This is a genomic window from Ruegeria sp. BC3 (genome assembly GCF_056539265.1).
Map to the genome: position 1 here is coordinate 950,651 of NZ_JBQFUP010000001.1, position 25,634 is coordinate 976,284.

The window sequence follows — 25,634 nt, forward strand, 5'->3', positions numbered from 1 at the left end:
CTCGTTAATAAAGCTGACTAAAACAGTCAACATAATTTCTGGGTCGTTGAATCGACCTTCGCCAGCAGCTCTCCGCGCTTTCCGGTGACCGTGCCAGCCCGACACCCTGACAATCAAAGATGGAAAAACCCATGACGGAACAGGTGCTTCTGGCCCCGGATCAAATTCGCGCAGCCTATGCTGACAACACCGAAAAACGAGATCGCGATCTGGCGGAGTCGCTTGGAATAACCGAAGGTCAGCTTGTTGCAGCCTTCACAGGAATCGACGCAACAAAGCTTTCGAACAGCCTTGATGCCCTCTTCCCGATGCTCAACGGGTTGGGTGAGGTCATGGCGCTGACGCGCAACCCTTCTTGCGTAATCGAAAAGGTCGGACGGTACGACAACTACCATTCCGGCGCGCATGCCTCGATGGTTCTGACCGAAGAAATCGATCTGCGGATGTTTCCCGGCCACTGGATTCATACCTTTGCGATTGAGCGCGAGACAGAGAACGGAACCAAGCGGTCCCTGCAGATCTTTGATGCAGCGGGTGATGCGGTGCACAAGATATTTCTGCGCGGAGGATCCGACCTGACCCACTGGAACAAGTTGGTTCGAACGCTGGCAGACAAGGATCAATCCCAGGAGTTGACCCTTGAGCCGCGCAAGCCCGCCGAGGCCGCCAAGGCGAACCCGGATAAGGCCGACGCCCTACGCACCGAATGGGCCAAGATGACGGACACGCACCAATTTCTGCGCCTGACATCCAAGCTGAAGATGAACCGCTTGGGTGCATATCGCGTCGCAGGGGAACCGCTGGCCCGGGCACTTGAGCCCAGTGTGATTTCACCGATGTTCGAACAAGTGCGTGACCAGTCGCTCGAGGTCATGGTCTTCGTCGGCAATCGCGGATGCATCGAAATCCACGGCGGACCTGTGCAAATGCTCAAACAGATGGGGCCGTGGTTCAACGTACTCGATCCGCGGTTCAACCTGCATCTGCGCTCGGATCACATTGCCGAGGTCTGGGCGGTGACCAAACCCACACAACGTGGACCTGCAGTCTCGGTCGAGGCGTTCGACGCCGAAGGCGGACTGATCTTTCAGATATTCGGTCGCCGTTCGGGCGAGACGGACCACCGCGCGGCATGGAACACGCTGGTGAATGGCCTGCAAACCCTAAGAACAACCGAGGTCGCGTGATGCAGGCAATTCGCAGAATCTCTTCCGTTGTTGCATTGGCTGCGGCAACATTTGGAACGTCGGCTTTCGCTTCGGACGACACAGAACCGAACCGCATCATCGCCATAGGCAGCTCTGTGACGGAAATCGTGTACGCGTTGGGCCAGCAAAACCGCCTGGTGGGCCGCGATCAAACGTCGACTTACCCCCCAGCCGTGCTTGATCTGCCGGACGTGGGATACATGCGGGCGCTGTCCCCCGAAGGCGTTCTGTCGGTATCGCCGGACCTCATCGTTGCCTTGGAAGGCGCAGGCCCGCCCGAAGCCGTCGCCGTGTTGAAAGAGGCGGGCGTCCCCTTTGTGACGGTCGCTGAAGACTACAGCCGCGACGGAGTGGTCCAGAAAATCCGTGCCGTTGGTGCGGCGTTGGGGGTCGAAGATGCCGCCGAGGCATTGGCGGCGCAGACCGGCGCGCAAATCGACGGTGCTCATGCAGTTGCAGTGGATTCAGGCGGAACTGCTCGGGTTCTGTTCATTCTGTCCGCGCAGGACAACCGCATCATGGTCGGTGGAGCGAACACCCAAGCCGACAGCATCATTCGCCTTGCAGGCGGTGTGAACGCAGCAGGTTCCGTATCGGGTTTCAAACCGATGACACCCGAAGCGATTGCCTCGACCGCGCCAGACGTGATCCTGATGATGGATCGACAAGGCAATCACGCTACGGCGAATGAGGAACTGTTCGCTCTGCCCGCCATCCAACTGACGCCCGCCGGTCAGAACAAAAAGCTCATCCGGATGCCCGGCGCCTACCTTTTGGGCTTTGGTCCCCGCACCGCCCAAGCGATCGCTGAACTGTCGTCCGAGCTTCAAAGGCTGGGGGGCTCATGACCCTTGCAATGGATCACGACGGGCTGACCCTACCCGCCCGCGATCGTCGGACGACGGCGCGGCGGGTCACGTTGGCCCTGCTTTTGCTGCTGGGTCTCACCAGTATCCTCAGCATTTCCGTCGGCGCGTCCGAAGCGTCGGTTCGTGCGGCGATTGCAGACTTGGTAAACGGACGCGAGATGTCGGACCTTGATCGGATCGTCCTGTGGGACATCCGTCTTCCTCGTTTGACGATGGGTGTTTTGGTCGGCGCAGCGTTGGCCGTGTCGGGCGTTGTCATGCAGGGCCTCTTTCGCAACCCGCTGGCCGACCCTGGCATCGTAGGCGTCAGTGCTGGCGCGGGTCTTGGTGCGATCTCAGCCATCATTCTCGGGGCGTATCTGCCCGCGACGATCCTGGCCTGGGTCGGCAACGGGCTCGTTGCAGTTGCGGCGTTTCTGGGAGGGTGGACCTCGGTCCTATTGCTTTACCGCGTTTCCACGCGGCGGGGGCAGACTTCGGTCGCGACCATGCTGCTGGCCGGGATCGCGTTAGGGGCCCTGTCAGGTGCGGTATCCGGGGTTCTGGTCTATATGGCCGACGACCAACAACTGCGTGACCTGACCTTTTGGGGCATGGGCTCTTTGGCCGGCGCGACCTGGACCAAAGTGATCACCGCCGCACCCATCATCCTGATCTCGGTGTTTGTGGCGCAGTTCCTTGCCCGTGCTCTGAACGGAATGGCCATGGGCGAAGCGGTGGCGCATCACATGGGTATCCCGGTGCAGCGCAGCAAGAACATCGCCATTCTGGCAGTCGCAGCCGCGACCGGCGCGGCGGTCGCCGTGTCCGGCGGCATTGGTTTTATCGGCATCGTCGTGCCGCATCTGTTGCGATTGGCGACAGGGCCGGACCATCATCGCCTGCTCATGAACTCGGCCCTGCTGGGGGCCAGCTTGCTGCTGTGCGCCGATATGATCAGCCGTTTGATCGTTGCCCCCGCTGAACTGCCGATTGGCATCGTAACCGCAATACTCGGCGCGCCGGTGTTCCTGTGGATCCTGCTGCGGCGTCATGGAACAATGGGGATGTAACGGATGAAGGCGAGAAACATACGCGTCAAACTGGGCCGGACGGATATCCTGCATGGCGTGGATTTTGACGCCGAACCCGGGAAGGTTACGGCGATCATCGGGCCCAATGGATCAGGAAAGTCCACCCTGCTCAAAGCCTTATCGGGTGAGATTCATGCGTCTGGGCAGGTATCCCTGAACGGGCGCGACATCTCTGGCTTGAAACCCTGGCAATTGGCAGTAATGCGGGGCGTGCTGCCGCAAGCGTCAACGGTGGCCTTCCCGTTTACGGTGATGGAGATCGTCAGGCTGGGTCTGGCGAACGGGTTGGCGGCGGGGGATGACAGCCTGCCATCAAAGGCACTGGCCCATGTCGACCTTGCCGGGTTCGGAGACCGATCCTATCAGAACCTCTCAGGCGGTGAGCAGCAGCGAGTTCAACTGGCCCGCGTGCTGACGCAAGTCTGGGAGGCGACCTATAACGATCAACCAAGGTGGTTGCTTCTGGATGAGCCCGTGGCCAGCCTGGACATCGCGCACCAATTCACCGTGCTGGGCGTTGCCCGAGAATTTGCTGCCAACAGCGGCGGCGTCGTGGTGGTGATGCATGACCTGAACCTGACAGCAATGTTCGCCGATCAGGTCTATGTGATGTCAGATGGCGCGGTTTGGGGTTCGGGCACGCCCGCGAACATCCTGAACGACCAGACCATGCTACAGGTTTATGGCATCAACCTGCCCATCAGCACCTTGCCAACGTCGCAGGTTCCCTTCGTCCTGCCACAGGCCATGCAATAACCGTGCGGATCACACGCCGTAGCGGCTGAGGATCATCTCAACACTGTTCTCGATCGTGGCCGTCATCTCGGCCTCGGTCAGAACACTGCCCGTAAAGATCATCGGCCAAAAGGCTTTGGCCTTGATCAAACCGATAAACTCCTGTCCCGCACTTTCCGGATCGTCGATACGCAGCTGACCATCTTCTGCTGCGTCCTTCAGCATCTGAATGAAGATCGCCGTCTTGTCGAGTTTGCCCTGGGCAGCCGCAGCAAGAACGGGATTGCGCAAGGTTTCGCTGATCACCATGCGAGCCATCGCCATAACCTCGGGCAGCATCAGAATGCGCCCTTCGGCCCAAGCCAGATCGGTGAGTTGCGCGCGAATGTCACGACCTTTTTCGTACCGGATATCCCGCACACTGGCGAACCGATCAGAAAGCTCTATCACAATAGAACGAAACAGGTTTTCCTTGCTTTCGAAGTACTTATATAGGGTCCGCTTGGACACTTCGGCACGCGCCGAGATACGATCCATGCTTGCGTCGGCGAACCCCTTTTCCTGGAATTCAGCCACGGCCGCCTCAATGATCTGGGCGCGCTTGGACGCATTCGGTGTTGTGCATTCGTTCATATCCAAAGCTATAGACCCATTGACAGATTGAGGTCAAACGCTACGTAAACTCACCAGTTTACACCGGCAATTTTCTCGCCTAGTGTAAACCCGCCAGTTTACCGACTCAGGTAACCAGCCCAACACGGAGAGTCCCCTCATGGCATTGACTTTGAAATTGAACGGCGAAACCCACACGGTGGACGCCGAACCCGGCACGCCCCTCCTCTGGGTGATCCGGGATGAACTCAAGCTGACCGGAACGAAATTCGGATGCGGTGTCGCATCCTGCGGTGCCTGCACTGTGCACCTGAATGGCGAGCCCGTGCGCTCGTGCCAGACTTACATCGAAGACGTCGAAGACGCCGAGATCACCACAATCGAAGCCGTTGGCGACGAAAAGATCGGTGCTGCCGTCCAGCAGGCCTGGGTCGAACTGGACGTCGTCCAGTGCGGCTATTGCCAGTCGGGTCAGGTGATGTCGGCCGTGGGCCTGCTGTCCGAGAACCCCAAGCCCAGCGTAGAAGAGATTGACGATTACATGGCCGGCAACGCGTGCCGTTGCGCCACCTATCAACGCATCCGCGCCGGTATCCAGCGCGCATCTGAAATTCTGGAGGCCTGATCCATGACCATCAACACCTCCCGCCGTGGATTTCTGAAAGGCGCTGCAGCTGCCGGTGCCGTTCTGCTGGTCGGTGCCCGCCCTGACGGCGCGCTTGCTGCTGCATCGACCGAAAGCGCTCAGTTGAACCCGTTCGTGCGGATCGACACCGACGGTACAGTGACCGCGATCGTCAAGCACTTCGAGATGGGTCAGGGTCCTTCAACCGGCCTGCCGACCATCATCGCCGAAGAGATCGGCCTGCGTATGGACCAGATCGAGTACGATTTTGCGCCGTCCAACCCGCAGGTTTATGCGAACTTCGCTTTTGGGACGGCCCAGGGCACCGGTGGTTCGACCGCGATTGCCAACTCCTGGATGCAGTACCGTCAGGCAGGTGCCGCCGCGCGCGAAATGCTGATCGCCGCTGCTGCGCAAGCCTGGGGCGTCGATGCGTCCGGCATCACTATCGAAGAAGGCATTGTCAAGGCGGGCGACAAGTCGGCACCTCTGGCCGAGTTCGTGGCCGCTGCAGCGCAGTTGGAAGCTCCGGCGGAACCCAAACTGAAAGATCCGTCGGAATTTGTTCTGATCGGGAACGAGTCGGTTCGCCGCAAAGACTCACCCATCAAGACCAATGGTCAGGCCATCTACGGCATGGACCTGCACCTGCCGAACCAGATGGTGGCGATGGTCAAACGGCCCGAAGCCCGTGGCGCAACAGTGACCGGCTTTGATGACAGCGCCTCGAAAGAGGTCAAAGGCTTCATCAACGCTGCCACCCTGCCCAATCAGGCCGGCGTGGCAGTTTATGCCGAAAACACCTGGGCCGCGATTCAGGCACGCGATGCGCTTGAGGTCGAATGGGACACTTCGGCTGCCGAAACCCGGAACTCGGATGACATCGAGGCCGAGATTCGCACCGCTCTGAACGCGGAGCCTCAGTACAACGTGAACAAGGCGGACATGTCCGCGGTGGCCGCAGCGGTCGACGTGGCCGATACCGTGCTGGAGGAGACATTCTACTTCCCTCTGCTTGCACACGCCCCGATGGAGCCGATGAACTGCACCATCGAACAAACCGCTGAAGGTGGTATCCTGCTGCATGACGCTGCTCAGATCCCGACCATTACGCATTTCGCGCTGGCCGAGATCTTCCAACTGCCGCCCGAAAAGATCGAGATCAAGACCCTGCTGGCCGGTGGCTCGTTCGGTCGCCGTGCAACCCCGGATGCGGACTATCAGGTCGAGGCCGCGCTGGCCTTTGCCCTGACCGACCGGTCGCGCCCGGTCAAACTGGTCTGGACGCGCGAAGATGACATCCGCAGCGGTTACTATCGCCCGGCTTTCGGCCACAAAGTGCGCGTCGGTCTGGACGCTCAGGGCAATATCGTCGGATGGCAGCACCAGGTTGCCGGTCAGTCGATCATGAAGGGAACCCCGTTCGAGTCGGTGCTGGTTCATGACGGCGTCGACCACAGCTCGGTCGAAGGTATCGCCGACAGCCCTTATGCCATCCCCGGCATGTCGCTGGGCCTGACCGATACCCCCAAGGCGACGACCCTGTTGTGGTGGCGCTCGGTTGGTCACACCCACACCGCCTACGTTATGGAAACCATGATGGACAAAGCCGCCGAGGCCGCTGGTCGCGATCCGGTCGAGTTCCGCATGGCCCATCTGACCGACGCTTCCAACGCGGATCAGGCGCGCAAGGCGGGTGTGCTGAAACTGGCGATGGAAAAGGCCGATTGGGGCAATGTTCCCGCCGGTCGCGCGCAGGGTGTCGCCGTGCACAAGTCCTTTGGTTCCTATGTCGCCGAAGTGGTTGAGGTTTCGGGCAATGTCGATGACGGCATCAAGATCGAAAAGGTCACCTGTGCCGTCGATTGCGGTATTGCAGTGAACCCGGATGTGATCCGGGCGCAGATCGAAGGCGGGGTGGGTTATGGAATCGGGCATGTGATGCGCGACCAGATCACCCTGACCAGCGGCGCTGTGGACCAGTTCAACTTCCCGGACTACGAGCCCCTGCGCATTGGCGATATCGCGGCGATTGACGTCCATATCGTACCGTCCGCCGAAGCTCCGACCGGCGTGGGCGAACCGGGCACGCCTCCCTCGGCCCCTGCCCTGGCTAACGCGATCCGGGCCCTGTCGGGCGTCAAAGTCACGACACTGCCGATGGCCGAAAACGGCGTCAGCTTCGTCTAAACATCACAGCCCGCGCCTGTCCTGACCGATAGGCGCGGGTTTTCTCTTGCCAAAATTAATTTGATCAAATTTCGTGACAACCAGCCACGGCTCCAGTACACCTCGAGGAACCAGAGGAATGGAGTCACCGATGGACCTGAGCAGCCTGCACAGTTTTCGCGTCGCCGCCTGTGACCTGAACGGTCAGATGCGCGGCAAGCGCGTGCCGCCCTCTTACGCGGGCAAACTGGACAAAGGGGCAGTGCGCATGCCGTTTTCGGCCCTGAATGTCGACCTTTGGGGTGCGGATATCGATGGCAGCCCGCTTGTATTCGAGTCAGGCGACGCCGATGGGGTTCTGTTGCCGACCGATCGCGGTCCGGTTCCTGTGCCTTGGCTGGCCACAGACACCGCTTTAGTTCCGATGAGCCTGTACAACGACGCGGGCACCCCCTTTGCTGGCGACCCACGACATGCCTTGGCTGCGGTCCTTGAACGTTATGCTCAGCGCGGATGGTCCGTGATTGCCGCAACCGAGCTGGAATTCACCCTGCTCGACAGTTCTGGTGGGCAACCGCAACCGCCGATCAACCCGGTGACCCAACGACGGCTGGCGGATGAGGCTGTTCTGTCCATGGCAGAGATGGACGCGTTCGACACCTTCTTCACCGAGCTTTACGACGGCTGTGCCGCGATGGGCATTCCTGCCCAAACGGCGATCTCGGAAAGCGGCATTGGTCAGTTCGAAATCAACCTGAACCATCAGGAGGCCATGCGCTGCGCTGATGATACTTGGCTTTTCAAGGCGTTGACCCGCGGCCTTGCCCGCAAACACGGTTTCACAGCGACCTTCATGGCCAAGCCTTATGCCGATGATGCGGGTAACGGAATGCATGTGCATTTCTCAGTGGTCGATCAACAGGGACAGAACGTGTTCGACGATGGAGGGCCCGAAGGCACCGATCTGCTGCGCTGGGCCATAGCGGGATGCCTGACGGCGATGCCCGGCAGCACGCTTGTTTTTGCACCGCACGGAAACTCTTATACCCGCCTTGTTCCGGGCGCGCACGCCCCGACCGGGGCCAGTTGGGCCTATGAAAACCGCACTGCCGCTCTGCGTGTTCCCGGTGGAGCCCCTGCCGCACGCCGCATCGAACACCGCGTCGCCGGTGGGGACATCAACCCCTATCTGATGCTGGCCGCCGTCCTGGGTGCCGCCCTGAACGGTATCGAAGATCAGTCGGTCCCGCCCGCCCCGATCTCTGGCAACGCCTATGACATTGAGGGGCTTCCGCAATTGGCACCTGACTGGCCTGCGGCCATCGCTGCGTTCGAAACCGACCCAAGCGTTGCGCGCATCTTTCCCGCTGACCTGATCCGGTACTTTGCCATGACCAAGCGACAGGAAATCAGGCGGTTTGGGGAACGCCCGCCCGAGGATCATTGGCTAAGTTACATCGAAGCCGTCTGACCCCTCTTGCCCGCCCGTAGCCTCTGGGCTAGAATAAATTTGATCAAATTTGGTGACCTATGAAAATCGGCATCCTCTTGACCGGCCATCCCCCTGACGAGTTGCAGGGACAATTCAGCGAATATGACGCGATGTTTGCCGCGCTGCTGGATGGCAACGGCTTTACATACGAAACCTTTGCAGTTGTGGACGGCCAGTTCCCGCAGGACGCTGATCAGGCCGATGGCTGGATCATCACCGGCTCGCGCCATGGTGCCTACGAAGATCATCCATGGATACCGCCGCTCGAGGACCTGATCCGCGCTATTCACGGCAGTGGCACCCCGCTGATCGGCGTGTGTTTTGGTCACCAAATCATCGCCCAAGCCCTTGGCGGCAAGGTTGAAAAGTTCACAGGCGGCTGGTCTGTCGGGCGCACCGACTATGACTTTGGTGGCCAGACCGTGACGTTGAACGCCTGGCATCAGGATCAGGTGGTCGCCCTGCCCGAAGGCGCGAAGGTGACCGGCACCAACGCCTTTTGCCGCAACGCGATGGTCAGCTATGGCGACACGATCTGGACGGTGCAGGCCCACCCGGAATACGGCGACGCATTCATACAGGGCCTGATGGAGACGCGCGGCAAAGGCGTTGTTCCCGATGATCTGATGACCGCCGCTGCCAACCGACTGCCGAGCGCCGATGACAACGCGAAAATCGGACAGTTCATGGCAGATTTTCTGAAGAAAGAGAGGGCCTGATGGCCGACTGGACCGAACAGCTGCCCGAAGCAGCACGCGCCTATTTTGCAGGCCAACGACTGGATGAGGTCGAATGCATCATCTCGGACCTGCCCGGTATCGCACGCGGCAAGGCCGTGCCTGCCAGCAAATTCGCCAAGCAGGATTATTTCCACCTGCCCGACAGCATCTTTTACCAGACCATCACCGGCGACTGGGGTGAGGCCGCTGGCGAGGACGGGTTCATCGAACGCGACATGATCCTGAAACCCGATTTCTCGACGGCATCTGCCGCGCCGTGGACCGGGGACTGGACCTTGCAAGTCATCCACGACGCCTATGATCGGGACAACAACCCGATCCCTTTCAGCCCGCGAAACGTGCTGAAACGCGTGGTCGAGATGTATCGCGCCAAGGGCTGGAAACCAGTTGTCGCGCCGGAGATGGAGTTCTTTCTGGTCGCGCCCAACGTCGACCCTGCGCATGGGATCAAGCCGATGATGGGCCGCTCAGGTCGCCCGGCGGCTGCCCGACAAGCTTATTCGATGACTGCCGTGGACGAGTTCGGCCCGGTGATCGACGACATCTACGACTTTGCCGAGCATCAGGGGTTCGAGATCGACGGCATCACACAAGAAGGCGGTGCAGGTCAGTTGGAAATCAACCTGCGCCACGGTGATCCGGTCAAACTGGCTGACGAGGTGTTCTATTTCAAACGCCTGATCCGCGAGGCCGCGCTGCGCCATAACTGCTTTGCCACCTTTATGGCCAAACCGATCGAAGATGAGCCAGGCTCGGCCATGCACATCCACCATTCGATCATTGATCTCGAGACGGGCCAGAACATCTTCTCCGGTCCGCAAGGCGGCGAGACGGACGCGTTTTATCACTTTATCGCGGGGCTGCAGAACCACCTGCCTGCCGGTCTTGCCGTAATGGCGCCCTATGTGAACTCTTACCGTCGTTATGTGAAAGATCACGCGGCACCGATCAATCTGGAATGGGCGCGCGACAATCGCACCACGGGCATCCGAGTGCCCCTGTCCGGCCCCGAGGCCCGCCGCGTCGAAAACCGCATCGCGGGTATGGATTGCAACCCGTATCTGGGGATCGCACTGTCGCTGGCCTGTGGCTATCTGGGCCTGACTCAGCAGGAACGCCCGCGCCGCCAATTCTATGGCGATGCTTACGAGGGCGAAGGCGACATCCCGCAGGTCATGGGCAGCGCACTGGACCTATTCGATGGAGCAACTGCACTGCACGAGGTCCTGGGACCCGAATTCGCCCGCGTCTACAGCATCGTAAAACGAGCCGAGTATGAGGAATTCCTGCAGGTCATCTCTCCGTGGGAGCGTGAGCATCTGCTGATGAACGTCTGAGGCGCGCAATGAATCTGCTTTATGCCAATGACCGCAAGGCCGAATACCCGGCCAGCTGGTATGCTGCGACGGCCAACCCGATCGACCGGTTTCCTGCACTCTCAGCTGATGTGAAGGCTGATGTCTGTGTTGTGGGTGGCGGCTATACCGGTCTGTCCGCGGCCCTGCATCTGGCAGAAGCCGGGTTCGACGTTGTGCTGCTTGAGGCGCATCGCGTGGGATTTGGCGCATCCGGTCGCAACGGCGGGCAGCTGGGCAGCGCGCAGCGGATGGATCAGGAAGATCTGGAACGTCTGGTTGGCGATGACGATGCTGCCAAGCTTTGGGATTTGGCCGAAGACGCCAAGGACCTGGTCAAATCCCTGATCGCCAAACACCAGATCGACTGTGACCTGAAACCGGGCGTTGCCGTTCTGGGCCTCAGCGCGGGCGAGCAGCAAGAGTTGCATGAGCACGCGGCACATCTGTCTGACCGCTATGGCTATGACCAGATGGAGATCTTGGACGAAGGCGCGGGCCACGCGCTGTGCCCCTCACCCACCTATCGCGGTGGCTATCTGGATATGGGCGCGGCTCACCTGCACCCGCTGAACTATGCTTTGGGTTTGGCGCGGGCTGCAGCCAAGGCCGGCGTCCGCATTTTTGAAGGCACCGAGGTTTTGGGGGTAGAGGACGCCTCCCCCGCGATGGTTCGCACCTCGCAAGGCAATGTGACCGCCGACCATATCATTCTGGCCTGCAACGGCTATCTGGGTGACCTGAACCGAAATGTTGCCGCCAAGGTCATGCCGATCAACAACTTCATCGCCGCGACCGAGCCCCTGGGGACCGACGCCGCTCGTGTACTGACCCGTGACGTCGCCGTGGCCGACACCAAGTTCGTGGTGAACTATTTCCGCCTCAGCGCTGATGGACGGCTGCTGTTTGGCGGCGGCGAAAGCTACGGCTACCGTTTTCCCGCCGACATCGCCACGAAAGTGCGCAAACCCATGACCGAGATCTTCCCGCATCTGCGCGATGTAAAGATCGACTATGCATGGGGCGGCACACTGGCCATCACCATGCGCCGGATGCCTTATCTTGCGCGGGTGGCGCCCAACATCCTGTCGGCCTCGGGCTATTCCGGCCACGGCGTCGGGACGGCGACCCATGCGGGTCAATTGATGGCACTTGCCATTCAGGGGCAAGCCGAAGGGTTCGACACCATGGCCCGCGTCCCTGCCCTGCCGTTCCCCGGCGGATCCGCCCTGCGCAGCCCTCTTCTGGTGCTGGCGATGACATGGTTTGGGTTGCGGGACCGGCTGGGTTTTTGACCCAATCCGAAATTTCGACAAATTGGTGAATTTTCGCCGTGGGTGAAAATGAAGGGTTGGATTGATTGAGTATTAGCTTTATCTTTCCCAAAGATAGAATTCGGGAAAACCAAATATGACGCTTCCTCCAAACGTTCATGACGCCGAACCCATCCCCTCAGCAGCACGAGACGCCATTGATGCCCTGATGCAATCAGGTGACCTGTTCCGCTATACCGCGCCGCAGGATGCACCGGTTGCATTGCTGGAATCTGAGTTTGCAGAGCTGTTGGGCAGCAAGTATGCGCTGGCCGTGTCATCATGCTCAGCCGCGTTGTTCCTGTCGCTGAAAGCACTGGGCCTGCCTAGGGATGCGCGGGTTCTGATCCCCGGCTTCACCTTTGCGGCCGTCCCTTCCTCGGTTGTGCATGCGGATTGCATTCCGGTTCTGTGCGAAGTGGGCGACAACTATCGCATCGACATGGCCGATTTCGAGGCCAAGCTGGACGGCGTCCAAGCCGTCATCATCAGCCACATGCGCGGCCACACCTCGGACATGGATGCCATCATGGCGCTGTGCGACGCCCGCGACATCCCGGTGATCGAAGACGCCGCGCATTCGCTGGGCACAACCTGGCACGGGCGCAATATCGGAACGATCGGCAAGATCGGATGTTTCTCGTTCCAGTCCTACAAGATGATCAACGCGGGCGAAGGTGGCATTCTGATCACCGATGACGCTGATCTGGTGGCACAAGCCGTCATCATGTCGGGCGCTTACGAGCATAACTGGAAGAAACACAAAGGCCCGCACGGCGACAACTCACCCGAGTTGGAGCAAGCCTTTGCGCGCTGGCAGAACAAACTGCCGCTTTATAACCTGCGGATGAGCAACCTGAGCGCGGCTGTGATCCGGCCGCAAATCCCGGAACTGGCACGCCGTGTCCGCGATGGTCTGTCCAACCACGACTACGTCGCCGACCGGTTGAATACATCGCCCTATATCCATGTCCCTGCCCCACTGGCCCCCGAACAGCGCGCCCCGGATTCCATTCAGTTCAATCTGGTGGACATGGGCGACGACGACATTCGTGCCTTTGCCGCCGCTGCCGAAGCGCGCGGTGTGAAGGTTCAGGTCTTTGGGCTGAGCCAGGACAACGCCCGCGCGTTCTGGAACTGGCAATTCCTGCCCGAGAAATTCGAGCTGCCGCAAACCCGTGCGATGCTGATGAAGGCTTGCGACGTGCGGCTGCCGGTACGCCTGACCCGAGAAGAGCTTGATGTGATCTCGGACATTTTGCTGGCTTCTGTCGGCGAGGTCACTGGCCCGGTCCCGGTCTACGGAACCTGACTCAGTCCGGGTCCAGATCAAACAAATCCGTTGATAGAAACAAGGCTGTGACCCCTTCGGGGGTTGCGGCAACGCGGGATAATATCGCAAGGACCTGCGGTCCACTCGGCGTATCCACCAACAACGGCGCGCCGGAATCCCCCATCATCACTGGACAATTGGCTAACAAAACACCACCTGCGTGACGGCGCGGCGGGCAAAGCCCTGTTCGGCTAAGTACATGAGGACGGATACCGGGGTATCCGGTTACAAAGGTCGCCGCGTCCAATCCCTCGGCCAACGGCAGGAACCCCACCTGTTCCCCAATCGGGGTTTCGAGCTCCAGAACCGCCCAATCCAGACCGGTGCGATCGTCAAACCGACCGTCTATCCCTTGTTCCGGATGCAGTCGGTACGCTTTCACAACAGACACTGCGGCAGCTGTGCTGCGCTGATACCCGGCAGCAAATCGGATACTTGCCAGAGGCAACCACTTTTGACGCGCAGAATTGTAAAGGCAATGCGCTGCGGTCAGGACAAGAACGTCCGAAATTAGAACGCCGGTGCAATGGGATCGTTGAGCGCGGCTGGCAAAGTTAATGCGCCCGATTGCGCGCCATGGGGGCTGATCGGCCTCTAACACCGCTCGGGCACGGATGGCGTCGCACCCTGCCTCGGACCGCGTCCCAAGTGTACAAATCTGAGAATACTGATCCGAGTAGACGCCCTGAGACAGCGCAGGCTGCGCCCAAAGCAGTGAGAAACTCAGGACCAGCCAGCGCATCCCGTGCGGTGTCAATTCAACTTGGAGAGCTTTTGCTGCAGTTCTGCCAGTTGTTTCTTGATGTCGTCCAAGTCTTCTTTGGGCTCGGATTTGGCCTCATCTTCTTTGTCCGGGCCTGACCATTTGCCAGACAAACCGCCCGTCATGGCCTTCAGAAATGCCTGCTGCTGCGCCTGCAGCGCTTCGAACCCAGGCATCTGAGACATTGGGTTCATGGCATTCATGTTTTCCATCATCTTGGATTGGTTTTCCCGCAGCATATCGAACGAGCTTTGCAGGAATTGCGGCATCATGCCCCCGCCCGGCAGCATGTAGCTGCGCACCAGATCGTTCAGCACATTGACCGGCAGCACGTTTTCACCCCGGCTTTCGTGTTCTGCGATGATCTGCAGCAGGTATTGCCGTGTCAGATCATCGCCTGTTTTCAGGTCGATAATCTGCACTTCGCGCCCGTCCCGAATAAACGACGCGATATCTTCTAGTGTGACGTAGTCGCTGGTCTCGGTGTTATACAGCCGACGGCTGGCATAACGTTTGATCAACAGTGGTTTTTCTTCTTCCGACACCGATTTCCCTCCCCGAGGATGATGCATTGCAGCAGAGATTATGCGAGCGCAGAACAAAAAGAAAGGGCAGGTCTTTCGACCTGCCCTACGCGATTGCACCGGATGGGAGGAACGGGTGCGCCTCGCGGCATTTGCTTACTTGGCAGCAGCGGCTTTCTTGGCAGCTGCGGTCACGTCGTTGGTGGCTTTCTTGACGGCCGCGGTTGCGTCTTCGGCTGCGTCTTTGCCAGCCGCCATCAGCAGCTCAACGGTTTCGGTCTGAACCTTTTTCGCGATCTCAGCGAAGGCGGCCATGTTTTCTGCAGCAACTTCAGCCGATGCGCTGGCGAAATCGGTGGCCGCTTTGGCGTAGTCTGCAGGCTCTGCTTTGGCTTTCGACATCTCGCTCAGTTTGGCCAGGGTGTCCTTGGTCCATTTGTTCGAGATCTCGGCCGACTTTTCAGCCGCTTCCAGAGCAACACCCGACAGCTTTTCGTTCAGCGTCGCGGTCGACTTGAAGGCACCTTCCAGAGCGGTGGTGTCAACGGGGAACGCGCCCATCATGTCTTTCAGGGTCGCAGTGAAATCTTGCGTCTTTGCCATTTTACAAATCCTTTTGCCGAACCGGGCCCACCCCGGCTTTCCTCAGCGTAAGGACAATATGGATGCCGCAATGCAGCATTGCAAGGTTTTTTTGCTGCAATGCAGAAAAACCTTGCCGCACCAAGTTAAATCAATGACTTGCCTTCACGCGCACATAGGTTCCGGGCGCCGGGGCCAAGGACGGATGTTTCGAATCGCCCGTTTCGCGCGCCGGTATCTGTTTCCCGGACCGCTTCTTGAGCCAGGCCTCCCAACGGGGCCACCATGAGCCTTCGTGGAACGTCGCCTCTTTCAGCCAGGTGTCGGCGTCGACCTTCAGGTCGGTATTTGTGTAATGGCCGTATTTCTTCTTGCTGGGCGGATTCACGATACCAGCGATATGCCCGGACTCGGAAACGACAAAGGTCTTTGACCGCGATCCCATCTGCTGAACACCGCGATAACACGCCTTCCACGCCGCGATGTGATCCGTCTCGCAGGTGATGGCCATGAGCGGCACGTCTACGTCGCGAACGTGCAGTTTATGGCCCAGCAGTTCGAACCCATCCGTGACGAAGTCGTTGCTCTGACACAGGCCCCGCAGGTACTGGACCGCCATACGTCCCGGCAAGTTTGCCCCGTCCCCGTTCCAAAACAGCAGATCAAATGCCGGCGGCGTTTCGCCCATCATATAGCTGCGGATCGCGGGCCCGTAGATCAGGTCCTTTGACCGCAGGAAAGACATCGTTCGTCCGACCACCCAGGCCTTGAGCACGCCGTCCTTCGAGATTTGATCTTCGATGCCATCGACAAAATCGTTCTGCAGGAACGGCGTGAACTCTCCCTGATCGCCGAAATCGGTCAGGGCCGTAAAGAACGTGGCCGACTTGACCGATTTATCACCACGCTGCTTGAGCAACGAAAGTGTCAGGCTCAGCGTTGTGCCCGCAATACAATAGCCCACGGTATTGACCTGCTTGACCTTGCAGATCGCCTTGGCCTCTTCGATCGCAGTCAGGAATCCTTCCTGAATATAGTCTTCCATCCCGATATCGGCGTGGGCTTCGTTGGCGTTCACCCAGCTGACCACGAACAGGGTATAGCCTTGCTCGGTCACCCATTTGATCAGGCTGTTCTGCGCTTTGAGGTCCAGAATATAGAATTTGTTGATCCAGGGCGGGAACAGTACCAAAGGCGTTTCGTGCACCGTTTCGGTCACTGGTTTGTACTGGATCAGCTCCATCAACCGGTTGCGATAGACCACGTCCCCGGGCGTCGTTGCGATGTTTCCGCCGATTTCAAACGCGCTGTCATCGGCCAGCTTGACCACCATCTCGCCATCATTGGCCTCGAGATCAGCCACAAGGTTTTCCAAGCCTTTGATCAGCGACTGGCCTTCCGTCTCGACCGCCTTTTCCAGCGCGTCGGGGTTGGTCGCCAGGAAATTCGTGGGCGACATCATATCGATGATCTGCTGCGAGAAGAACTTGAGGCGCTGTTTGTCTTTTGTATCCAGATCCTCAACCGACGCGACGGCCTGCGAAATGGCCTCGGCATTTGTCTGATACTGCTGTCGGATCAGGCGGAAATAGGGGTTGGTCTCCCAAAGAGGGTTGGAAAACCGCTTGTCTACGGGACCGGGTTTGGTGTCGCTTGTTTCCTTGCCAACCAGCGCCTGCTGCGCCTCGGCAAAGTTCAGAACCGACTTGCCCCAGAACTCAATCTGCTGTTCCAGCAGCTTGGAGGGGTTTTGCATCGCCTCGGCCCAATATGCCGATGCTGCTTTTGCATAAAGCTCTTGATTCGGGCCGTCCAAAGCCGGGTTGTGACCTTTTTTTCCGGCCATGACTTCGACAAGCCGTTTGGACAGTTCTTCGACTTTGCCCATATTTTCCTTAAGGCGTTCAAGGTGTTCCGGGGACAATTCCGGTGATTGGTCTTCACTTGTTGTCATTTTAACAATTCCCCCTTAACCTCGCTGCTACGCAGAATAATCGTCGTGGGCCTGGGGAGCAAAGCGACGAATAGTCCGATACTCACACCGGAAGCCAGGAGGCCCCCAACATGCGCTATATGATCACCTATGATCTGATGGAAACGATGCGCAATACGAACCAGTGGATGGGCGCGACCGCCAGCGCAATGGCGTCTTACCCACTGTTTTCCATGATACCGAACCCGGCGTTCAGTATGATGGCAGCCTGGGGCGAAGTGACCGAACGCACTTTTCAGCGCATGATCGTTAAGCCGGACTGGGGTATTCGTACGTTTACGTGTGAGGATGGCAAAGACCACCTTGTTGATATTGTTCCCGTTCTCGAGCGCCCGTTTGGCGACCTGATACATATTCGCGTCAATGGTCGCGAAGAACAACCCCGCAAAGTGCTGCTGGTTGCGCCCATGTCGGGGCATTACGCAACATTGCTGCGATCTACCGTCAAAAGCCTGCTGGTCAATTGCGAGGTCTACGTTACTGACTGGCATAATGCGCGTGACATTCCTGTTTCCGAAGGCAAGTTCGACGTCGAGGACTACACGCTCTACCTTGTCGATTTTATGAAAGAGCTTGGCCCGGACACGCATGTTGTGGCCGTTTGCCAACCCGCCCCACTAACGCTGGCTGCAACCGCCTATCTGGCCGAGGTCGAACCCAAGGCGCAACCCAACACGCTGACCCTGATCGGCGGGCCGGTTGATCCCGATGCGACACCAACGGATGTGACCGATTTCGGTCGCCGTGTAACTATGGGTCAGCTGGAAGAGACAATGATCCAGCGCGTCGGCTTCAAGTACAAGGGCGTAGGCCGCATGGTATATCCGGGCCTGCTGCAGCTAAGCTCCTTTATGTCGATGAACGCCGAACGCCACTCCAAGGCCTTTTCGGATCAGATCCAGCGCGTCATGCGCGGCGAGGCTTCGGACCACGACGCCCACAACCGTTTCTACGACGAATACCTGGCCGTGATGGACATGACGGCAGAGTTCTATCTGTCCACGGTCGAGCGGGTGTTCAAAAACCGCGAGATCGCGCGCAACGAATTTGTCGTTGCTGGCCACAAGGTCGATATCGGTAAGATCACCGATGTTGCGGTCAAAACGGTCGAGGGCGCGAATGACGACATTTCGGCCCCGGGTCAGTGCATTGCGGCGCTGGACCTGTGCACCGGTTTGCCGGCCTCGAAAAAGGCCAGCCACGTCGAGCCTGGCGCGGGTCACTACGGCATCTTCGCGGGCCGCAGCTGGCGTGACAATATCCGCCCGCTGGTGATCGATTTCATGAACGCAAACACACGCAAGCCCAAACGTCAGGCCGCAAACAAGAACAGAGTGGCCTAAAGGGATATGGGCAGGAAAGCGGCGACTGATACCCCTTTCTCCTGCTCATGCGGCACCCTGCACGGGCGCATCACCGCCGAAGGTATCAAACGAGGCACCCATGTGGTGTGCTATTGCCACGATTGCCGTGCCGCTCAGTTGTATTTCAGTCAACCTGACCCGGCCCCCGGCCCGGTTGAGGTCTTGCAGACTCTCCCTGAAGAAATCATTTTTGACGGTGGTACCGAACATCTGGCCCTGATGCAGCTCAGCCCGAAAGGCATGCTGCGCTGGTATGCCAGTTGCTGCAACGCACCCATCGCAACCACGTCACGAACGCCGAAGTTCCCGTTTGTGGGCTTTATCGTTCACCGTATTCCCGACCCAAGCGGGCTAGCACCAGTCACCACGCGCGGGTTTGTTCCAACGGGGCATGGCAAGCAAACCCATGAAAGGCTCGGGCCTGCTGCCTACGGTCTGCTGACCCGAGTCGCGAAATCCCGTCTGTCCGGAAGCTGGAAGCGCTCGCCCTTCTTTGATCCCGCAACCTCGGAACCTGTCGTCGTGCCCTTAATCCTTAGCAAATCAGAGCGGGCGGCCCTCTATCCGTAAACCACACGCGACGACGCTGTCAGCCAGTTTTCCAACGCCTCGTTGACGGCCTGCGGCGTTTCAAGCGTGGGCAGATGCCCTGCGTCATCGATCACCTTTAGCTCTGCCCCCGGGATCAGATCCGCCATGAAGGCGTGTTTGCGCGCGGGCGTCAGCCGGTCATGCGCACCACACACCACTAGCGTCGGTGTCTTGATCATCCGCAGCGCCCCTTGCTGATCCGGGCGGCGTTGCAGCGCCCTGATCTGACGCTCGAACACATCTGCGCCCAAATCCAGAGCCATGGAAATCACGTCATTCAGAATGGGCACCCTTCGCGGTCCCGGAGCCAGCGAATCCGAGCCCAGAATCCTGCGCATCACGTCCTCAAGCCGACCGGCTTTTGCGCCGACCAGATGCTCTTCCCGCGCCGCGGCGATTTGGGGGGTATCCGCCTGCGCATCGGTAGACATCAAACATAGGCGCGAGACACGATCAGGCGCGCGCCGGACCAGTTCCAGCGCAACAACACCACCCATACTCAACCCGGCCAGTGCAAAGCGGTGCGGAAGCTGATCCAACAGGCCCGAGGCGATCTCTTCAATCCGCTCGCCCAGTGATACAGGCGCAACCGTGACCGCGCGCTGACGGGAAAAATGGGCGACCTGCGGGGCAAACACCCGTGCATCACACATCAATCCGGGCAGTAGAACCAGCGGCTCGATCACACGTGGCCTCCTTCGTCTCGGCCGCTTGAACGGCGTCGTTGCCGTCAGGATGAGAGGTTTTGCCAGCGCGGGCAAGTCAAACTTCACGGGTAGGCAATACCACGGAATGGCGGAAAATCGGCATACCGCTTCTGCCGGGTTTGCCGATCTTCTCCCGGTTCTTCCCCTGCGCGCAGCAGGCACCCGCGCGGGACGATATAGCTGTCGATCCGGCGCAGAGGGTTGGGCCGCCACACCAGATTAAAGGCGCAGAGTTTGGGAAAGAACCAGATCTCGGAATAGTCCAGATGATCGTGCATCCACCACGCCAGATCCCGCCAGTCCCGCCCTTCCGCATAGCGGTCGGCGAACCAAGGGATCACGATCGACGCGCCAGCAATCCGATCCTTGCCGGTTCCGCGGTCCCAGATATGGCATTCCAGCGGGTTATCGTTACGCGCGCAGTTCAACCGGTTTTGATTCCCGAACCGGTTAAGCGACGGTGACCGATAGCCTGACCGCACGGCGACTCGCCCAAACGTTTCCTCTAACGGGTCCAACAGCGTCTGACACAGGGCTCGGCCGGTTTCTATGGCAAGGTCGGGATCGTCGGGAAGATTCTGTTTTTCATGAAAATTTCCGATTTCTGAATACAGAAAATCCCGCATGAAAAAATGCCGGGACAGGCGCACGCGGCCAAGCGTTTCAAGGCTCCACATGCTGCCCGGCTTGCGCATCACCCGTACCCGTTCCAACGAAACGCGCCATCAGGTGCAAGCGGTGAGAACGGGTTGAACGCAACCTCCCAGATCGTGCCGTCCGGCGCGCGGAAATAGCCGTGATGACCGCCCCAGAATACGTCCGAAGCCGGCTTCAGCACCTCTGCCCCCGCGTCCTGTACGTTGCCGAGGACCTGCGCGACCTCATCCTTGGTTCGGCAGTTGTAGCTGAGTGTCAGCGCCCCTTTGCCCAAGGTGCCGACATCCACGCCGATCTCATCCGCAAGCGCAGGCAGCGGGTAAAGACCCAGTGTTTGCCCGATCAGATCGAATGCGATCACGCCGTCCGGGCTTGCGACCCGTGTCCAGCCGATCTTTTCATAGAAGGCGGCGGCAGCTTCGGGGTCCTCGACCCCGACGGTTATCAGACTGACACGCTGTTCCATCACTCGATCCCCTGCTCTTTCAGCCAGGTCAGAATCCCCGCAACCGCCGCATCCGTCTGCCCCGGCGACATCAATCGCCCCGCGATCACATGGGACGCCGGATCATCGCCCGGCCCCATCGTAACCGTCTGCACTTGCGCGGGCCCGCCCCAAGCCTCTGCCACTTTGTGGGTCAGGTCCGGGCGAACAACCTGATCGTCATCCGAGAACCAAAACAGTGCAGGAACCCGGGCTTGCGAGAAATCTAGGCCATAGACCACTTCGACCAGAACGGTCATCGGCACGACGGCCTCCCATGGATACACAGAGGTCCAATACTTGTTCTTCTCGGGATCCGGGCCCGACACATCACGCTCTGGCCCCATGAGCAGAGGCAGCCATGACCGCGCCCATGGCAGGCCGGGTATCCACGAACCCGGCGCATTTACCCCAAAATTTGGAGAGACAAAGACCAGCCCGGCGACATTTTCCATCAAACCTTCATCCAGGGCGGCTGCCGCCGCCAGAGTTCCACCGGTCGACGTCGAAATCACCACAACCAGATCGCCAACGGCACGCGCAGCCGCCAAGCCCTCGGCCAGATCCTGCATCCAGCCCGATGCAGTGCCTTCAGCCATTGCATCCCCGCTGCGGCCATGACCTTGCAGGCGGGTGTAAACCAGATTGGCCCCCAGCGCCCGGGCTACTTCGTCGGGGACCGGACGAATTTCCTCGGAAGTCGCTGAAAACCCATGCACATAGAGAATGGAAACAGGCGTACGCTGCTCTTTGAACCCGTCCTGCCAGATCACGCGTTTCTCGACGCCGGGGGTGATATCATCAAACCCTGATTCAACGCTTTCGAAATAGACCTGCACCCCTTCGCCGAATTTGCGCGGCTCAAATGTCGGGGTCAGGTTGACCTCTTCGCGCGGTCCGAACCAGTAGATCAGGGCACCGACGGCCACCAGAAGCAGCAGAACGCGGCCGATAAACTTGCCGAGCACCCGGATCATTGCGCACCCATCACTTCAAGCACCGCGTTTTCAATGATTTGCAGGCAGGGCCCGTCAGAGAACCTATGATCGGCATCCTTGACCAAAAGCAGGCGCATGTCCGGGCCTGTGGCATGCTCCAAAAGGCGAACAGATGTTGCAGTAGATACGGCAGTGTCCGCAGTTCCTTGCAGAAAACGGACCGGGAACGGAAGATTCATTGCGTCGCGCAACACAAGCTGCTGTCTGCCGTCCTCAATCATACGCTTCGTGATGATGTAGGGCTCCATGTAATCGGATGGCAGCTCGACATATCCCTCGGTTTCCAACACCTGCTTCTGCGCATCTGAAAACGACGCCCAATAGCCGTCCTCGGTAAAATCCGGTGCGGCGGCGATGGTTACCATGCCCGCGATCCGCTCGGGCATAGCCTTGGCCAGCAATAATGCCTGCCAACCACCCATGGACGAGCCGACAACGATCAGCGGCCCTTCGGTCAGGGCAGCAACAGCTGCGACAGTGTCCTGATGCCAGTCTCCTATGCAGCCGTCCTCGAACTTACCCGAGCTTTCCCCGTGCCCGGAATAGTCAAACCGCAAGAAGGCCTGCCCGCGCGCCTTTGCCCAGGCCTCAAGATGCACGGCTTTCGTACCTTCCATGTCGGACTTGAGCCCGCCCAGAAACACAAGGGTCGGCCCGGTCCCGTCCGTCTTGTGATACGCCAACTGCCGCCCCTGGGCCGTGTTCAGAAAATCCGTCGCTGCCATGAAACCCTCTTTCTCTTTGGGGATCATCATGCACGGCTGCCCACAGGCCGCAATTCCTGAATTTGAACCTCTCGCTGCGTAACGCCATGCGACCTTCAACGCTTGACAGGTCATGCTGCACCTGCCACATGGACCGAACGCAAATAACCCGCAACCGGGCGTTCAGTGGGCGCCAAACCGACGAGGAGAGCCGATATGGCCCTGGATTCACAATCCGTCTCACTCACCTTTCCCGATGGCAATTCCCGATCCTATGACGCAGGCGTCACGCCCGCGCAGGTGGCTGCCGATATTTCAACTTCGCTGGCCAAAAAGGCCATTTCGGCCACTGTGGACGGCAAGCATTGGGACCTGCAATGGCCCATTGAGACTGACGCGCAGATCGCCATCCACACCATGAAGGATGAAGAGCAGGCCAATGAGCTGATCCGCCACGACCTGGCGCATGTCATGGCCCGCGCGGTACAGGAAATCTGGCCCGCGACCAAGGTCACCATCGGCCCGGTCATCGACAATGGCTGGTACTATGACTTCGACCGCGCGGAACCGTTCACGCCCGAAGATCTCGGCCTCATCGAGAAAAAGATGAAAGAGATCATCAACAAGCGCGACCCGGTCACCACCGAGGTCTGGGACCGCGAGCGCGCGATCGAGTTCTACAAGGCCAATAACGAGCCCTACAAGGTCGAGCTGATCGAAGCCATTCCGGGCGATGAGCCGCTGCGCATGTATTGGCATGGCCACTGGCAGGACCTGTGCCGCGGTCCGCACCTGCAGCACACCGGCCAACTGCCGGGCGACGCCTTCAAGTTGATGAGCATTGCAGGCGCCTATTGGCGTGGCGATAGCGACCGTCCGATGCTGCAGCGCATCTATGGCGTGGCATTCACCGGCAAGGAAAAGCTGAAAGCCCACCTGCACATGCTGGAAGAGGCGGCCAAACGCGACCACCGCAAGCTGGGCCGTGAGATGGACCTGTTCCATATGCAGGAAGAGGCCCCGGGTCAGATTTTCTGGCATCCGAACGGCTGGAAAATCTACACCACCCTGCAGGACTATATGCGCCGGATGCAGGAACGGGACGGTTACGTTGAGGTCAACACCCCTCAGGTCGTCGACCGGAAACTGTGGGAAGCCTCGGGTCACTGGGACAAGTATCAGGAAAACATGTTCATCGTCGAAGTCGACGAAGAGCATGCCCGCGAAAAGGCAATCAACGCGCTGAAGCCGATGAACTGCCCCTGCCACGTGCAGGTGTTCAATCAGGGACTGAAATCCTATCGCGACCTGCCCCTGCGCATGGCCGAATTCGGATCCTGCGCGCGGTACGAACCATCGGGAGCTTTGCACGGTATCATGCGGGTGCGCGGGTTCACTCAGGACGATGGGCATATCTTCTGCGCCGAGGATCAGATCGAATCCGAAACCGCAAAGTTCATTTCCTTCCTGTCCAAGGTCTATGCCGACCTCGGGTTCCACGACTGGACGATCAAGTTGTCCACGCGCCCGGAAAAACGGATCGGTTCTGACGAAAGCTGGGATCTGGTCGAGAAGGCCCTTGGCGATGCCTGTAAGGCAGCCGGCTACGAGTACGAGATCCTCGAAGGTGAAGGCGCGTTCTACGGTCCCAAGTTAGAATTCACTCTGACTGACGCGATCGGTCGGACGTGGCAGTGCGGCACCTTGCAGGTTGACCCCAACCTGCCCGAGCGTCTGGACGCCAGCTTTATCGGTGCCGATGGTGCGAAACACCGCCCGTTCATGCTGCACCGTGCAACGCTTGGCTCGTTCGAACGCTTTATCGGTATCCTGATCGAAGAACACGCCGGCAAGCTGCCTTTCTGGCTGGCCCCACGTCAGGTCGTTGTGGCGTCGATCACCTCCGAGGCGGACGACTATGTGCTGGAAGTTGTTGAAACTCTCAAGGCTGCCGGGGTGCGCGCAGAAGCGGATATCCGCAACGAGAAGATCAACTACAAAGTCCGTGAACACTCGGTCGGCAAAGTGCCGGTCATTCTGGCCGTCGGTCACCGCGAAGTTGACGAGCGTACTGTCAGCGTCCGCCGCCTTGGCGAAAAACAGACGCAGGTTCAATCGCTTGAGGCTGTAACAAATGAGCTGGCCCAGGCCGCGACGCCACCGGACCTTCTGTAACATTCGGCAGTATATCGCCGTAAATCCGGCCCCCAAAACGGGGCCGGATTGAAACATTTTCCATTTTTCAATTCAAAAACAATTTGTTAACCTTCAAGAGGGCATTACGCTCTTTGACGGGGTTGTGAGACACGGGCTCGTGAATTCACCTGCCCCGGTTAAGCGACTACCTTTGTCAATGTCACAAGCAGACATACGCAGTTATCAAAAGGATTACCGAGATGTCGAAAACCGCAAAATCCCTGGTCATCGCAAGCGCAGTCGCAGCAGCCGTTTCCGGCGTTGCAACCACCGCATCTGCACAAGCCAAAGAAAAGTGCTATGGCGTTTCGCTGGCCGGTCAGAACGACTGTGCCGCCGGCCCCGGCACCACATGCGCGGGCACCTCGACCGTAGATTATCAGGGCAACGCCTGGACTCTGGTCGACGCTGGCACCTGCGCCGATATCGAACTGCCGGACAACCGCAAAGGCTCGCTCGAGCCGCTGGACCGCGACCTGCCGGCATAAGCCCAAGTATCTGAGACTCGGAGGGGCGGGCCCTATCGCCCGCCCCTTTTCGTGACCGG

25 protein-coding genes are annotated in these 25,634 nt (G+C 59.3%); 15 read left to right on the top strand and 10 right to left on the bottom strand.

Translation table 11 applies throughout. From position 1 onward, the window contains the following. Positions 1-131: 131 nt before the first annotated feature. Genes ACR0MV_RS04705 through ACR0MV_RS04720 form a run of 4 tightly spaced genes read left to right on the top strand, consistent with a single transcriptional unit; the run spans position 132 to position 3,906 of the window. A complete protein-coding gene (locus ACR0MV_RS04705; protein WP_480701134.1) occupies positions 132-1,187 on the top strand; it encodes a hemin-degrading factor in 1,056 nt (351 codons plus the stop codon). After that, positions 1,187-2,056: a heme/hemin ABC transporter substrate-binding protein gene (locus ACR0MV_RS04710; protein WP_480701135.1), complete on the top strand. Its 870-nt coding sequence runs from the start codon at positions 1,187-1,189 to the stop codon at positions 2,054-2,056. Before ACR0MV_RS04705 ends, ACR0MV_RS04710 begins: the two co-directional genes overlap by 1 nt. Continuing rightward, the gene (locus tag ACR0MV_RS04715) at positions 2,053-3,129 is read left to right on the top strand and encodes a FecCD family ABC transporter permease (RefSeq protein ID WP_480701136.1); all 1,077 of its coding nucleotides are present in this window, start codon (positions 2,053-2,055) and stop codon (positions 3,127-3,129) included. The genes ACR0MV_RS04710 and ACR0MV_RS04715 overlap by 4 nt, the downstream gene beginning before the upstream one ends. A 3-nt stretch (positions 3,130-3,132) precedes the next feature. After that, entirely contained in the window at positions 3,133-3,906 is a 774-nt protein-coding gene (locus tag ACR0MV_RS04720) for a heme ABC transporter ATP-binding protein (RefSeq protein WP_480701137.1), read from the top strand. A 9-nt stretch (positions 3,907-3,915) separates the two neighbouring features. Here ACR0MV_RS04720 and ACR0MV_RS04725 read toward each other — a convergent pair whose 3' ends face one another. Further along, on the bottom strand, positions 3,916-4,518 hold the full coding sequence (locus ACR0MV_RS04725; protein ID WP_170426471.1) for a TetR/AcrR family transcriptional regulator: 603 nt from the start codon (positions 4,516-4,518) through the stop codon (positions 3,916-3,918). 139 nt (positions 4,519-4,657) lie between these two features. Here ACR0MV_RS04725 and ACR0MV_RS04730 point away from each other — a divergent pair, with 139 nt between their 5' ends. The 7 genes from ACR0MV_RS04730 (at position 4,658) to ACR0MV_RS04760 (ending at position 13,503) form a co-directional block, all read left to right on the top strand. Further along, the gene (locus ACR0MV_RS04730) at positions 4,658-5,122 is read left to right on the top strand and encodes a (2Fe-2S)-binding protein (protein WP_170426472.1); all 465 of its coding nucleotides are present in this window, start codon (positions 4,658-4,660) and stop codon (positions 5,120-5,122) included. A 3-nt stretch (positions 5,123-5,125) separates the two neighbouring features. Next, complete coding sequence (locus ACR0MV_RS04735; protein WP_480701138.1) at positions 5,126-7,312, top strand: xanthine dehydrogenase family protein molybdopterin-binding subunit; 2,187 nt, start codon at positions 5,126-5,128, stop codon at positions 7,310-7,312. A 130-nt stretch (positions 7,313-7,442) separates the two neighbouring features. Then, on the top strand, positions 7,443-8,762 hold the full coding sequence (locus ACR0MV_RS04740; protein WP_480701139.1) for a glutamine synthetase family protein: 1,320 nt from the start codon (positions 7,443-7,445) through the stop codon (positions 8,760-8,762). Positions 8,763-8,821: 59 nt separating this feature from the next. Next, complete coding sequence (locus ACR0MV_RS04745) at positions 8,822-9,502, top strand: type 1 glutamine amidotransferase (protein WP_480701140.1); 681 nt, start codon at positions 8,822-8,824, stop codon at positions 9,500-9,502. Then, positions 9,502-10,860: a glutamine synthetase family protein gene (locus ACR0MV_RS04750; RefSeq protein ID WP_475202344.1), complete on the top strand. Its 1,359-nt coding sequence runs from the start codon at positions 9,502-9,504 to the stop codon at positions 10,858-10,860. Before ACR0MV_RS04745 ends, ACR0MV_RS04750 begins: the two co-directional genes overlap by 1 nt. Positions 10,861-10,868: 8 nt before the next feature. Continuing rightward, positions 10,869-12,173 carry an NAD(P)/FAD-dependent oxidoreductase gene (locus ACR0MV_RS04755; RefSeq protein ID WP_480701141.1) on the top strand — a complete coding sequence of 435 codons (1,305 nt, stop codon included), beginning with the start codon at positions 10,869-10,871 and terminating at the stop codon, positions 12,171-12,173. A gap of 115 nt (positions 12,174-12,288) precedes the next feature. Continuing rightward, positions 12,289-13,503 carry a DegT/DnrJ/EryC1/StrS family aminotransferase gene (locus tag ACR0MV_RS04760; protein ID WP_480701142.1) on the top strand — a complete coding sequence of 405 codons (1,215 nt, stop codon included), beginning with the start codon at positions 12,289-12,291 and terminating at the stop codon, positions 13,501-13,503. Between the two features lies 1 nt (position 13,504). On the opposite strand, the gene ACR0MV_RS04765 is transcribed toward ACR0MV_RS04760, so the two are convergent. The 4 genes from ACR0MV_RS04765 to ACR0MV_RS04780 all read right to left on the bottom strand — a co-directional run bounded on the left by ACR0MV_RS04765 (position 13,505) and on the right by ACR0MV_RS04780 (position 17,347). After that, entirely contained in the window at positions 13,505-14,266 is a 762-nt protein-coding gene (locus tag ACR0MV_RS04765; protein ID WP_480701143.1) for a trypsin-like serine peptidase, read from the bottom strand. A gap of 11 nt (positions 14,267-14,277) precedes the next feature. Further along, positions 14,278-14,832 (bottom strand): polyhydroxyalkanoate synthesis repressor PhaR, encoded by a 555-nt coding sequence (gene phaR, locus ACR0MV_RS04770; RefSeq protein WP_170465129.1) that lies wholly within the window; start codon positions 14,830-14,832, stop codon positions 14,278-14,280. A 135-nt stretch (positions 14,833-14,967) separates the two neighbouring features. Continuing rightward, positions 14,968-15,414: a phasin family protein gene (locus ACR0MV_RS04775; protein WP_170426456.1), complete on the bottom strand. Its 447-nt coding sequence runs from the start codon at positions 15,412-15,414 to the stop codon at positions 14,968-14,970. Between the two features lie 130 nt (positions 15,415-15,544). Continuing rightward, positions 15,545-17,347 carry a PHA/PHB synthase family protein gene (locus tag ACR0MV_RS04780; protein WP_170426482.1) on the bottom strand — a complete coding sequence of 601 codons (1,803 nt, stop codon included), beginning with the start codon at positions 17,345-17,347 and terminating at the stop codon, positions 15,545-15,547. Positions 17,348-17,457: 110 nt separating this feature from the next. On the opposite strand from ACR0MV_RS04780, the gene phaZ reads away from it, so the two are divergent. Beyond that, positions 17,458-18,729: a polyhydroxyalkanoate depolymerase gene (phaZ, locus tag ACR0MV_RS04785; protein WP_170426483.1), complete on the top strand. Its 1,272-nt coding sequence runs from the start codon at positions 17,458-17,460 to the stop codon at positions 18,727-18,729. 6 nt (positions 18,730-18,735) lie between these two features. After that, positions 18,736-19,320: a DUF6151 family protein gene (locus tag ACR0MV_RS04790; protein WP_480701144.1), complete on the top strand. Its 585-nt coding sequence runs from the start codon at positions 18,736-18,738 to the stop codon at positions 19,318-19,320. Here ACR0MV_RS04790 and ACR0MV_RS04795 read toward each other — a convergent pair. The 5 genes from ACR0MV_RS04795 to ACR0MV_RS04815 form a co-directional block, all read right to left on the bottom strand. Continuing rightward, entirely contained in the window at positions 19,311-20,027 is a 717-nt protein-coding gene (locus tag ACR0MV_RS04795) for an alpha/beta fold hydrolase (protein ID WP_170426485.1), read from the bottom strand. The genes ACR0MV_RS04790 and ACR0MV_RS04795 overlap by 10 nt on opposite strands. Before the next feature lie 83 nt (positions 20,028-20,110). Beyond that, positions 20,111-20,725: a hypothetical protein gene (locus ACR0MV_RS04800; protein WP_170426848.1), complete on the bottom strand. Its 615-nt coding sequence runs from the start codon at positions 20,723-20,725 to the stop codon at positions 20,111-20,113. A gap of 17 nt (positions 20,726-20,742) precedes the next feature. Next, positions 20,743-21,171, bottom strand: a complete 429-nt coding sequence (locus tag ACR0MV_RS04805; RefSeq protein ID WP_480701145.1) for a VOC family protein — start codon at positions 21,169-21,171, stop codon at positions 20,743-20,745. Continuing rightward, positions 21,171-22,166: an alpha/beta hydrolase gene (locus ACR0MV_RS04810; protein ID WP_480701146.1), complete on the bottom strand. Its 996-nt coding sequence runs from the start codon at positions 22,164-22,166 to the stop codon at positions 21,171-21,173. The genes ACR0MV_RS04805 and ACR0MV_RS04810 overlap by 1 nt, the downstream gene beginning before the upstream one ends. Next, on the bottom strand, positions 22,163-22,912 hold the full coding sequence (locus tag ACR0MV_RS04815; RefSeq protein WP_170426850.1) for an alpha/beta fold hydrolase: 750 nt from the start codon (positions 22,910-22,912) through the stop codon (positions 22,163-22,165). The genes ACR0MV_RS04810 and ACR0MV_RS04815 overlap by 4 nt, the downstream gene beginning before the upstream one ends. Positions 22,913-23,107: 195 nt before the next feature. Here ACR0MV_RS04815 and thrS point away from each other — a divergent pair, with 195 nt between their 5' ends. Together thrS and ACR0MV_RS04825 are read left to right on the top strand one after the other, a co-directional pair. Continuing rightward, complete coding sequence (gene thrS / locus ACR0MV_RS04820) at positions 23,108-25,066, top strand: threonine--tRNA ligase (protein ID WP_170426487.1); 1,959 nt, start codon at positions 23,108-23,110, stop codon at positions 25,064-25,066. Positions 25,067-25,287: 221 nt separating this feature from the next. After that, positions 25,288-25,575, top strand: a complete 288-nt coding sequence (locus ACR0MV_RS04825; RefSeq protein ID WP_170426488.1) for a BufA1 family periplasmic bufferin-type metallophore — start codon at positions 25,288-25,290, stop codon at positions 25,573-25,575. Positions 25,576-25,634: the final 59 nt, after the last annotated feature.

Bases quoted from the DNA above. Each gene is read 5' to 3' on its own strand.
- ACR0MV_RS04780 (WP_170426482.1), bottom strand. From the start codon at position 17,347: ATGACAACAAGTGAAGACCAATCACCGGAATTGTCCCCGGAACACCTT.
- ACR0MV_RS04790 (WP_480701144.1), top strand. From the start codon at position 18,736: ATGGGCAGGAAAGCGGCGACTGATACCCCTTTCTCCTGCTCATGCGGC.
- ACR0MV_RS04815 (WP_170426850.1), bottom strand. From the start codon at position 22,912: ATGGCAGCGACGGATTTTCTGAACACGGCCCAGGGGCGGCAGTTGGCG.
- ACR0MV_RS04810 (WP_480701146.1), bottom strand. From the start codon at position 22,166: ATGATCCGGGTGCTCGGCAAGTTTATCGGCCGCGTTCTGCTGCTTCTG.
- ACR0MV_RS04765 (WP_480701143.1), bottom strand. From the start codon at position 14,266: ATGCGCTGGCTGGTCCTGAGTTTCTCACTGCTTTGGGCGCAGCCTGCG.
- ACR0MV_RS04725 (WP_170426471.1), bottom strand. From the start codon at position 4,518: ATGAACGAATGCACAACACCGAATGCGTCCAAGCGCGCCCAGATCATT.
- ACR0MV_RS04730 (WP_170426472.1), top strand. From the start codon at position 4,658: ATGGCATTGACTTTGAAATTGAACGGCGAAACCCACACGGTGGACGCC.
- ACR0MV_RS04825 (WP_170426488.1), top strand. From the start codon at position 25,288: ATGTCGAAAACCGCAAAATCCCTGGTCATCGCAAGCGCAGTCGCAGCA.
- ACR0MV_RS04745 (WP_480701140.1), top strand. From the start codon at position 8,822: ATGAAAATCGGCATCCTCTTGACCGGCCATCCCCCTGACGAGTTGCAG.
- ACR0MV_RS04715 (WP_480701136.1), top strand. From the start codon at position 2,053: ATGACCCTTGCAATGGATCACGACGGGCTGACCCTACCCGCCCGCGAT.
- ACR0MV_RS04750 (WP_475202344.1), top strand. From the start codon at position 9,502: ATGGCCGACTGGACCGAACAGCTGCCCGAAGCAGCACGCGCCTATTTT.
- ACR0MV_RS04775 (WP_170426456.1), bottom strand. From the start codon at position 15,414: ATGGCAAAGACGCAAGATTTCACTGCGACCCTGAAAGACATGATGGGC.
- thrS (WP_170426487.1), top strand. From the start codon at position 23,108: ATGGCCCTGGATTCACAATCCGTCTCACTCACCTTTCCCGATGGCAAT.
- phaZ (WP_170426483.1), top strand. From the start codon at position 17,458: ATGCGCTATATGATCACCTATGATCTGATGGAAACGATGCGCAATACG.
- ACR0MV_RS04805 (WP_480701145.1), bottom strand. From the start codon at position 21,171: ATGGAACAGCGTGTCAGTCTGATAACCGTCGGGGTCGAGGACCCCGAA.
- ACR0MV_RS04735 (WP_480701138.1), top strand. From the start codon at position 5,126: ATGACCATCAACACCTCCCGCCGTGGATTTCTGAAAGGCGCTGCAGCT.
- ACR0MV_RS04740 (WP_480701139.1), top strand. From the start codon at position 7,443: ATGGACCTGAGCAGCCTGCACAGTTTTCGCGTCGCCGCCTGTGACCTG.
- ACR0MV_RS04755 (WP_480701141.1), top strand. From the start codon at position 10,869: ATGAATCTGCTTTATGCCAATGACCGCAAGGCCGAATACCCGGCCAGC.
- ACR0MV_RS04710 (WP_480701135.1), top strand. From the start codon at position 1,187: ATGCAGGCAATTCGCAGAATCTCTTCCGTTGTTGCATTGGCTGCGGCA.
- ACR0MV_RS04720 (WP_480701137.1), top strand. From the start codon at position 3,133: ATGAAGGCGAGAAACATACGCGTCAAACTGGGCCGGACGGATATCCTG.
- ACR0MV_RS04800 (WP_170426848.1), bottom strand. From the start codon at position 20,725: ATGTGGAGCCTTGAAACGCTTGGCCGCGTGCGCCTGTCCCGGCATTTT.
- ACR0MV_RS04705 (WP_480701134.1), top strand. From the start codon at position 132: ATGACGGAACAGGTGCTTCTGGCCCCGGATCAAATTCGCGCAGCCTAT.
- ACR0MV_RS04760 (WP_480701142.1), top strand. From the start codon at position 12,289: ATGACGCTTCCTCCAAACGTTCATGACGCCGAACCCATCCCCTCAGCA.